General features: G+C 65.3%; 8 protein-coding genes and 2 pseudogenes. 4 read left to right on the forward strand and 6 right to left on the reverse strand.

What is annotated here, in order from left to right; translation table 11 throughout:
* Positions 1-196: pseudogene (locus GJ693_RS10595) on the reverse strand (hypothetical protein); the annotation flags it as partial.
* A gap of 62 nt (positions 197-258) precedes the next feature.
* Between GJ693_RS10595 and gltX the strand changes: the two are divergent.
* The 4 genes from gltX (at position 259) to GJ693_RS10615 (ending at position 6,220) form a co-directional block, all read left to right on the forward strand.
* Positions 259-1,668 carry a glutamate--tRNA ligase gene (gene gltX / locus GJ693_RS10600; RefSeq protein ID WP_156256277.1) on the forward strand — a complete coding sequence of 470 codons (1,410 nt, stop codon included), beginning with the start codon at positions 259-261 and terminating at the stop codon, positions 1,666-1,668.
* 17 nt (positions 1,669-1,685) lie between these two features.
* The gene (locus tag GJ693_RS10605; protein WP_156256278.1) at positions 1,686-2,966 is read left to right on the forward strand and encodes a citrate synthase; all 1,281 of its coding nucleotides are present in this window, start codon (positions 1,686-1,688) and stop codon (positions 2,964-2,966) included.
* An 87-nt stretch (positions 2,967-3,053) separates the two neighbouring features.
* Positions 3,054-5,237 (forward strand): coiled-coil domain-containing protein, encoded by a 2,184-nt coding sequence (locus tag GJ693_RS10610; RefSeq protein ID WP_156256279.1) that lies wholly within the window; start codon positions 3,054-3,056, stop codon positions 5,235-5,237.
* 107 nt (positions 5,238-5,344) lie between these two features.
* Positions 5,345-6,220, forward strand: coding sequence for an SDR family NAD(P)-dependent oxidoreductase (locus GJ693_RS10615; protein ID WP_156256280.1), 876 nt, complete (start codon positions 5,345-5,347; stop codon positions 6,218-6,220).
* 112 nt (positions 6,221-6,332) lie between these two features.
* On the opposite strand, the gene GJ693_RS10620 is transcribed toward GJ693_RS10615, so the two are convergent.
* The 5 genes and pseudogenes from GJ693_RS10620 to GJ693_RS10640 form a co-directional block, all read right to left on the reverse strand.
* Positions 6,333-6,632 carry a hypothetical protein gene (locus GJ693_RS10620; RefSeq protein ID WP_156256281.1) on the reverse strand — a complete coding sequence of 100 codons (300 nt, stop codon included), beginning with the start codon at positions 6,630-6,632 and terminating at the stop codon, positions 6,333-6,335.
* Between the two features lie 277 nt (positions 6,633-6,909).
* Positions 6,910-7,203 (reverse strand): DUF1467 family protein, encoded by a 294-nt coding sequence (locus GJ693_RS10625; RefSeq protein WP_156256282.1) that lies wholly within the window; start codon positions 7,201-7,203, stop codon positions 6,910-6,912.
* 10 nt (positions 7,204-7,213) lie between these two features.
* Positions 7,214-8,860 carry a ribonuclease J gene (locus GJ693_RS10630; protein ID WP_156256283.1) on the reverse strand — a complete coding sequence of 549 codons (1,647 nt, stop codon included), beginning with the start codon at positions 8,858-8,860 and terminating at the stop codon, positions 7,214-7,216.
* Complete coding sequence (locus GJ693_RS10635) at positions 8,860-9,648, reverse strand: type III pantothenate kinase (RefSeq protein ID WP_156256284.1); 789 nt, start codon at positions 9,646-9,648, stop codon at positions 8,860-8,862. The genes GJ693_RS10630 and GJ693_RS10635 overlap by 1 nt, the downstream gene beginning before the upstream one ends.
* 15 nt (positions 9,649-9,663) lie before the next feature.
* A pseudogene (locus GJ693_RS10640) lies at positions 9,664-9,880 on the reverse strand (biotin--[acetyl-CoA-carboxylase] ligase); the annotation flags it as partial.

The following is a 9,880-nucleotide window of genomic DNA, read 5'->3' on the forward strand; positions in this document are numbered from 1 at the left end:
TGAGCGCCGCCGCCACCGCCGCCGCTGCCAGCCGCCATGGCGCCCAGGGCAGCGCGAACCAGATCAGGATGCCGGCCGCCAGCGCCACCGGCAGCCACAGCGGCAGGTGCGCGCGTTCGGCATCGAGCCAGCGGTCCCAGCCGGCCGTCAGCGCCGCTGCCCTTGTTTGTGTGTCTGCCGTGCTTCTGCTAACCACCCGCGCGTTCCGTGACCCCTCCCGGCCACGACCCTGAAGTCACAGGATTGGATGAAACGCGCATGAGCGCAAGAAAAGTCGTCACCCGCTTTGCCCCCTCACCCACCGGGTTCCTGCACATCGGCGGCGCCCGCACCGCGCTGTTCAACTGGCTGTTTGCCCGCCACCACGGCGGCGAATTCCAGTTGCGCATCGAGGATACCGATCGCGCCCGCTCCACCGAGCCGGCGATCGCGGCGATTCTGGATGGCATGCGTTGGCTCAATCTGAATTGGGATGGCGAGGTCGTCTATCAGTTCAGCCGCGCCGCCCGCCATGCCGAGGTGGCGCACCAGTTGCTGGCCGCCGGCCAGGCCTATCGCTGCTATGCGACGCCCGAGGAGCTGGCCGAATTGCGCGAGCAGCAGCGCGCGGCGAAGCAGCCGATGCGCTATGACGGGCGCTGGCGCGACCGCACCGACTGGCCGAACGATGCGCCCTATGTGATCCGCTTGAAGGCCCCGCGCGAAGGCAGCGTGACCATCGACGATCAGGTGCAGGGCCCGGTGACGGTGAACAATGCCGAGCTCGATGATTTCGTGCTGCTGCGCTCCGATGGCACCCCCACCTACATGCTGGCCGTGGTGGTGGACGATCACGACATGGGCGTGACGCACGTGATTCGCGGCGATGATCACCTCAACAACGCCTTCCGCCAGCTGGCGCTTATCCGCGCCATGGGCTGGCCGGAGCCGGTCTATGCCCATATCCCGCTGATCCATGGTGCGGACGGGGCAAAACTGTCGAAGCGGCACGGCGCGCTGGGCGTCGATGCCTATCGTGACGAGCTCGGCCTGCTGCCGGAAGCGGTGGAGAATTACCTGTTGCGCCTGGGCTGGGGTCATGGCGATGCCGAGATCATCAGCCGTGACGAAGCCGTGCAGTGGTTTGAGCTGGCCGGCGTCGGCCGCTCGCCGTCGCGCTTTGACATGAAGAAGCTGGAGAACCTCAACGGCCACTATATGCGCCTGGCCGACGACGCCCGGCTGGTGGACCTGATCGCGCCGCGGGTCGCTGCGGCACTGGGCCGCGAGATCAGCGATTCCGACGGGGCGCTTTTGCAGCGCACCATGCCGGAATTGAAGAAACGCGCCAACAACCTCAATGATTTGGCAGGCAGCAGCCTTTTCTATCTTCGCAGCCGCCCAATCCCCATGGACGAAGGCGCCGCCAAGCTGCTAGCGTCTGCGACACCGGGTCTGCTTGACCGCGCCCGGGCACGATTCGCCGCCCAGGATGACTGGACGGCCGCCGCCTTGGAGCAGGTGGCGCGTGCGCTGGCAGAAAGCGAAGGCGCCAAGCTTGGCCAGATCGCCCAGCCGCTGCGCGCCGCTGTAACCGGTTCGGCCCAATCGCCCGGACTGTTCGAGGTGCTCGAAGTGTTGGGCAGGGATGAAGTGCTGGGGCGGATTGACGACGCACTGGCAAACTGAGTGAAGGGAAGAGAGCCATGACGGCCACGATCGGCATTGATGGAAAAACCGCCGAATATCCGGTGCACCAGGGCAGTGTGGGCCCGGAAGTCATTGATATCCGAAAGCTCTATGGCAACACCGGCCGCTTCACCTTCGATCCCGGCTTTACCAGCACGGCGTCGTGCGAATCCAAGATCACCTACATCGATGGCGACCAAGGCATATTGCTCCACCGCGGCTACCCGATCGAGCAGCTGGCCGAGCAGTCGAGCTTCCTCGAAGTCGCCTATCTGCTGCTGAACGGCGATCTGCCCAGCCAGACCGAACATGACGAGTTCAAATATCTGATCACGCGCCACACCATGGTGCATGAACAGCTCGCCACCTTCTATCGCGGCTTCCGCCGTGATGCCCACCCGATGGCGGTGATGTGCGGGGTCGTTGGTGCGCTTTCGGCCTTCTATCACGATTCGACCGACATCCATGATCCCAAGCAGCGCGAGATCGCCTGCCACCGGCTGATCGCCAAGATGCCGACGATCGCGGCGATGGCCTATAAATATTCCGTCGGTCAGCCCTTCCTCTATCCCGACAACTCGTTGAGCTATACAGGCAATTTCCTGCGTATGACGTTCGGCGTGCCGGCCGAGCCCTACATCATCAACCCGGTGGTGGAAGACGCGCTGGACAAGATCTTCATCCTGCACGCCGATCACGAGCAGAACGCCTCCACCTCCACCGTGCGCCTCGCCGGCTCGTCGGGCGCCAACCCGTTTGCCTGCATCGCTGCCGGCATCGCCTGCCTGTGGGGCCCGGCGCATGGCGGCGCCAACGAGGCGGCGCTGGAAATGTTGCGCACCATCGGCCGGCCGGAGCGGATTCCGGAGTTTATTGCCCGCGCCAAGAACAAGGATGACCCGTTCCGGCTGATGGGCTTTGGCCACCGCGTTTACAAAAACTATGATCCGCGCGCCAAGGTGCTCGGCGCTGCCGCGACCAAAGTGCTGGATACGCTGGGCATTTCCGATCCGGTGCTCGACACCGCGCGCGAGCTCGAGCGCATCGCGCTGTCCGATGATTATTTCATCGAGAAGAAGCTTTATCCCAACGTCGATTTCTATTCCGGCATCATCCTGTCGGCCATCGGTTTCCCCACCTCGATGTTCACGGCGCTGTTTGCGCTGGCGCGCACCACTGGCTGGATCGCGCAGTGGACCGAGATGATGGAGGACAAGGAACAGAAGATCGGCCGTCCGCGCCAGCTCTACACCGGCCATCCGCGCCGTGATTATGTGCCCTTGAACCAGCGCGGCTGAGCTTTTCCGCGCGATTCCTGTGGATATCCTTGGCAAAGGGGGCTGGCGGCTTGAACGCTGGCCCCTTTCCTGTTTTGGTGACCGTCGATGGACGATCCCTTCTCGCCCCTGCCGCCGCGCCGCTGGCCCTGGCAGCTCGCGATAGCCGCCAGCCTGGTCTGGGCCGCGGCACTGCTGCTCAATGCGGCAGCGGGCGCTGGCTTGGTCACCCTGCCCCCCGGCCTCTTGAAACTCCTGCCGCTGCTGCTCGGCCTGATGGCGCCGATCGCGGTCATATTGCTCGCCATGCAGCACTTGCGCGATGCGGGCGCGGTTGCCGCGGCGCGTGCCGCCATTGCCGACACCCGCACCACCCAGGCCGCCGAATATCTGGAAACCAGCGCCAGCGCGCTGGCCCGTCTGGAAGAGCAGCTGGCCGCCACCACCCAGCGCCTGCAGGATCTGCACGCTCCCATTGCCAGCCATGCCGATGCGGCCCAAGCCGTCGCCGGCGCCCTCGACAGCGCCAACAGCCGCCTTGCCGAAACCGTGGCGCGCGCGACCGCGGCCAGCAGCAATGTCGCCGCCGCGGTGCCGGCCGCCACCAGCCAGGCTGAAACCCTCATCGAACTGCTCAGCCGCATCGACAACCAGTTGCGCGGCCAGCTGGCCGAAACCGAAACACTGCTCGCCGGCCTCTACACCCGCGCCAGCGAAGCCGAGGCCGAGGCTCGCCGCGCCGGCCAGGCCAGCCGCGGCGAAATCAACGCGCTGACCGAAGCCAGCCAGTCCGGCCTCGCCGCCATGGCGAGCGCGGCTGCCCAGGCCCGCGATGCCATCGAAACCCCGATCGGCGCGCTGAACAGCGCCATTGATGATGCCTTCACCCGCACCAGCCAGTCGGTCGAGCAGACCCGCGAAGCCGTGCACGCCCAGACCAGCGCCATGCTGGCCAGCGTCGAACAGGCGCGCACCGCGCTCGCTCATATCGGCGGCGAGGCGGCACGCGCGCTCGACGAACGGCTGGAGGCACTGCAACAGTTGACCGGCCGCATCGTCGGCGAGATCGAAGCCAGCAGCCAGAGCGCCGCCGCGCTGGTCGACGACCTCGGCACCCGCATCGAGGCGCTGGAAGGCCGTCTCGCCGCCGCCATTGCCAGCAACAGCGAGGCGCTGGCCGGGCTAGACAGCCGGGTGGCCGCCGCCAGCGAACGTGTTGCAACGCTTGCCGAGCCAGTGGCCGGCGCCGATCAGGCACTGGCCGCTGTGCAGCTGCGGCTGGAAGCCATGGGCGCAGAAGCCAGCCGCACCATCGCCTTGTTCGAGGGCCAGTTGCCGGCCGGCGAACAGCAGGTCAGCGCACTGCGCGGCCAGATCGCCGGGCTGGAAGCCCAGCTGGCCAGCATCAAGGAACAAGCCGCCCTGCTGGCCGAGCCACTTGAAGCCGGCAGCGCCACCCTCACCCAGGCCAGCGACCGCCTGACCAGCGCCCGCGAGACGCTGACCGCCACCACCGCCGAACTGACCGACGCCATCGCGCACGCGCAGGAACAGATGCGCGCCCTGGAAGACGATACCAGCCGGCTCAGCCTGACCGCGTCGGGCGAATTGATCGAAACCTTCGGCCGCGTGCGTGAAGTGGCCGACGGGGCTGCCGGCGCCATGCGCAGCGCGCTGGCCGGCGTGGTCCTGGAAGCCGAGGAGGCGCTCGACAAGGCCGCCATCAGCCGCACCGAAACCGCCTTCGCTGGCCCGATCCGCGACCGCATCGACGAGTTGGTGGAGGCGCAGGGCCGCGCCAGCGCCGCCGCCCAGGCCGCTGCCGAGCGCGTGGCTGAACGGCTGCTCGGCCTCACCCGCACCCTGTCGGAAGTCGAAGCCCATGTGGACGCGGTTGAAACCCGCGCCGAAGTCCGGGCGCGCAACGCGCTGGGCCGCCGCGCCAACGGCCTGATCGACAGCCTGCAATCCAGTGCCATCGATCTGGCCAAGCTGCTCGACTACGACATCGACGACAAGACCTGGGCCGATTATGCCGCCGGCGACGCCAGCGCCATCGCCCGCCGCCTCGCCCACGGCCTCGACAGCGGCGCCGGCCGCCAGTTCGTGCGTCATTATACCCACGATGCCGAATTCCGCGCCGAAGCCAGCCGCTATCTGCAGGAATTCGAATCATTGGTCGCCGACGTGGTGCCGGAGCGCGGCGGTGAGGCACTGGGGGCGACGCTGCTGTCATCCACCTTGGGCAAGCTTTATCTCGCCATCGGGCAAGCGGCGGGGCGGTTCAACTAAGAGTGCAAGAGGGCCTCCGGCGGGCAGGGGCTGAGCCCCTGCACCCACTTTCGCTGGTGCTGTCCGTAACACCGTTGTGTCGTGCTTGATCCGGCATTTCCTGAACGGTGCCGCTCGTCCACGTTCTGATGGAGAATGACATGGCACGCATATTGGTGACGGGCGCCCGCCGCGGCATTGGCCGCGAAATCACGCTCATACTGGGCCGCGCTGGTCACGAAGTGATTGCCAGCATGCGCGACCCCAGTGGCTGCGACCTGGCCAATATCGCGGCGCAGGAAGGCCTGGCGATCAGCCTGGCAGCGCTCGACGTGGATGATGATGCCTCGGTCGCCGCGCTGTTCGCGAAGCCGAGCATGGTCAGCGTCGACGTGTTGATCAACAATGCCGGTATTCTGTCCATGAATGCCTTGGAGGATGAGTCCCTCGCCACGATGCAGGCCGTGATGAACACCAATTTCTTCGGTCCGGTGCGCTGCATGAAGGCCGTGATACCGGCAATGCGCGAACGTGGGAGCGGACTAATCATCAACATCAGCTCGATCTCCGGGCGGATGGCCATCTTTGCCCAGAGCGCCTACGGCCCATCGAAATTTGCGCTGGAAGCGGTCAGCGAAATTGCGGCCCAGGAGCTGGCGCCCTTTGGTGTGCGGGTCGCGCTCGTCGAACCCGACATTACCGCCACCGACATGACCATGGCCGATCTTCCGCAGCCGCGCGCCGACAGCGACTATGCCAGCGGTCGGCGCATGCTCGCCCTGAATGCCGACTCCGACAAGGCGACGCCACCCGCCATGGTGGCCGGCGCGGTGCTGGATATCGTCAGCGGCCGCAACACTGCCTTCCGGACCCCTGTTGGTTACAATGCGCAGATGTTCATCGACATGCGCGCACGGATGGGCGACGCAGCCTGGATCGGGATGAACGACACGCTGGACGACGGCGAGTTCGTCGCGCGGATGACGGCGGCGATGCAGGGCTGAGCGGCAGCGGTTCAGAGGAAAGAGTCTTCGCTCCACCTCTGATCAGGCTTGACTGTGGCGCGGCTGACGACTCTGTGCCCGGAATCGTGGAACCAGTGTTCCGATCGCCCTGCTAGCGGGCACTTCTGTCCTCGACGGCACGATGGTCGCGTCCGCAATGGCCACAGATCTTGCGCGGCCACGGATAATACCATGCCATGAAATCCTTGCTGCTGCGAAAAGGCGTCAGGCCGCAATTTGGGCAGCGAAACACGAGCATCATGAAGATCCCGTGACTCAACCAGAAGCCGCCACCGATCAACACGCCTGTCGGCCCAAAACGCTGTTCGAGAAAGCTGATCCAAAAGGGAAAACTAAAAAATAAAATCAAAAACCACGTGGTAAATAGCCAGCATTTTGCGTAGAGAGACATGTTTTTTCATGCCATATTTAGGTCATTTTGACAATGTTTACAGACCGCCGCTGTGGCGGCATCACCATGTTGGGCCTGCGCCAAAATGAAAGCCGAGTAGTTCGACTACACATTCAGGAATAGTCGCCATCTCCCCAAGTGGGAAAGATGATGAGCAAGGCAATCAGCAACAGAGGCGCTTGAATCAAGGGGTTCTCTCGTCCGGCAAGGCCAGCTCCTGTAACGCAAGCGATGACAACGACCGCCCTGATCCAAATGGGCCAGCCTGCGAGCAGCCTCACCCCGCCTTCTCCGGCGCATAAGGCCCGTGGTTGCGCCAGAAGGGCACATCGTTCACGCCCACCCAGCCTTCGATATAATTGGCCATGAACAGGCCGAACAAGATGGCGCTTATCAGCGTCGTCCACGCCAACTTCTTGCCGATCATCGGGTTGCTGGGGGCGGAACTGGCCTGGCCGGCGACCGTGTCGCTGCCATCCTCATCGGGCGTGCGCACGCCGAAGGGCAGCACTGCGAACAGGGTCAGCGTCCAGAACAGGAGATAGATTGCCAGGGCAGACTGCGGCTTCACGGCTGATGTCTCAAAGGCGCGTCACCTGCACGTCGGTCACCGGCTTCTTGCCGGTCCAGTCACGCGCCACGCGGCGGACGGCGAGACGGATGGCTTCAGCATAGGGTTCGGGCTTCTTGGGATCGGCCTTGGCAGCGGCCTTTTCGGCGGCTTCGGCGCATTCGGCGAGAAAGTCGTCCTTGTCTTCTTCCACCGGCACGCCGTGGGCGCTGACCCTGGGCGTGGCCGCCGGCAGGCCGTTCTTGCCGACCACGACGCTCACCGCGATCAGGCCATATTGGCTCATGCGCCGGCGCTCGACGATGGTGGCGCCATCGGCGGGCAGGATGACATCACCATCCAGCACCAGCCGCCCGGCCGGTTCATGGCTGAGCAGATGGGGGCCATCGGGGGCGAGGCGGATGGCGCTGCCGTTGATCGGCACCATCGCTTTCGGCACGCCGCACTCCTTGGCCAGCTTGGCATGCTCTTCCATGTGGCGGCGCTCGCCGTGCACCGGGATGGCGATTTCGGGCCTGATCCATTCATACATGGCTTCCAGTTCCGGCTGGCCGGGGTGGCCAGAGACATGGACGTGGGCCTGCTTCTCGGTGACGATATCGATGCCGCGCGTCGCCAGCGCGTTCTGGACGCGGCCGATGCTGAGTTCATTGCCGGGAATCTGCTTGGAGGAATAAACGACGAGATCGCCAGGCTCCAGCCGCAGCTTCGGGTGGCTGCCTTCGGCAATGCGGGAAAGCGCCGCCATCGGTTCGCCCTGCGCGCCGGTGCACAGGATCAACACCTTGTTGCGCGGCAGGCCCATCGCCGTGTCCCAATCAATGGGTTCGGGCAGGTCCTTGAGGTAGCCGGTGGCGCGGGCGACCTTGACGATGCGGTCCATCGAGCGGCCGGCGAGCACCAGTTCGCGGCCCGCCGCCTTGGCGACTTGGCCCAGCGTGGCGAGGCGGGCGGCGTTGCTGGCAAAGGTCGTCACCAGCACGCGGCCGGACTTGCGCGCCTTGATCAGCCGCATCAGGCCATCCTTGACGTCGCTTTCGCTGCCGCTGGCCTCCGGGTTGAAGACGTTGGTGGAATCGCCGATCAGCGCCAGGATGCCGCTGTCGCCGATGCGCTTCAGCTCGGCGGCGGTGGCCGGCGTGCCCAGCATCGGCGCATCGTCCAGCTTCCAGTCACCGGTGTGGAAGATGCGGCCATAGGGCGTGTCGATAATCAGCGCGTTGCCTTCCGGGATGGAGTGGGCAAGCGCGACATAGGTGAAACCGAACGGGCCAAGCTTGAGCGTGCCGCCCATCGGGATGATGTTGAGCTTGACCTCGCGGTCGAGGCCCTCCTCCTCCAGCTTCTTGGCGATCAGGCCGGCGGTGAACGGCGTCGCATAGAGCGGCACCTTCAGATCGGCAGCCAGATAGGGAATGGCGCCGATATGATCCTCGTGCCCGTGGGTGAGCACGATGCCGAGCAGATCCTTGCGGCGCTCCTCGATGAAGGCGAGATCGGGCAGCACCACGTCGATGCCCGGATAACGCGGATCGCCGAAGGTCATGCCCAGATCGACCATCACCCATTTGCCCTGGCAGCCATAGAGATTGACGTTCATGCCAATCTCGCCGGACCCGCCCAGGGGCAGGAAAATCAGCTCGTCACCTGGGGTCATTATTTTTGTGTCTTTGCGTTCAACTGGTGGAGGCGGATGAGACCGCGGATGGTCAGGTCGCCGTCGACATGGGCTATGGCAGTGGTGTGGCGCTGGAACAAGGTGGCAAGACCGCCCGTGGCGATCACGGTGACGGGGCCAGCGATTTCCTGGGACAGGCGGCGCACCAGCCCTTCGATCAGGCCGACATAGCCCCAGAACACGCCCGACTGCATGGCGTGGACGGTGCCCTTGCCAATGGCGCCCTGGTTGCCGGGTGGCGGTTCTACCGCGATGCGCGGCAGCTTGGCGGCGGCCTGGTAGAGCGCGTCCATCGAAAGATTGATGCCCGGAGCGATCGCCCCGCCCTGATAAGCGCCATCGGCGGAGACGACATCGAAGGTGGTGGCGGTGCCAAAATCGACGATGATCAGGTCCCCCGGCCACTGGGCGTGGGCAGCGACCGCGTTGACCAGGCGATCGGCACCGACTTCGGCCGGGTTGGGCAGATCGATGCGCAGCCCCAGGTTGATCGCGCCGACGGCGACGACATCGGGTTCGACCTCGAAATATTTGCGGCACAGGCGTTGCAGGTTGAACAGGGTCTGCGGCACCACGGTAGAGATGATCGCGGCATCGACACTGCCCATGGCAACGCCTTCCAGCGCCATCAGCTGGTGCAGCCACACGGCATATTCATCGGCGGTGCGCTGGCCATCGGTGGAGATGCGCCAGCGGTGCACGATCTCGTCGCCTGCGCAGAGCGCGAAGACGATGTTGGTGTTGCCGACGTCAATGGCGAGCAGCATGGGCTCTCTCCCCGATCACAAGGCAAAGACTTCGCCGGCGTGGATGGCACGGGTGGCGCCATCGTCAAGCCGCATCAGCAGCGCACCATCATCGGCGAGGCCGGCAAAGACGCCTTCCGGGCTCTCTTCGCCCAGCCGCGCCACGATGCGGCTGCCCACGCCGGCGGCGCGCGCCAGCCAGGCGGCGCGGATCGGTGCGAAGCCCTGCGCCGCCCAGACACCGCGCCAATGG

It is taken from the genome of Sandarakinorhabdus oryzae (assembly GCF_009733735.1).
Lineage (GTDB): Bacteria > Pseudomonadota > Alphaproteobacteria > Sphingomonadales > Sphingomonadaceae > Sandarakinorhabdus > Sandarakinorhabdus oryzae.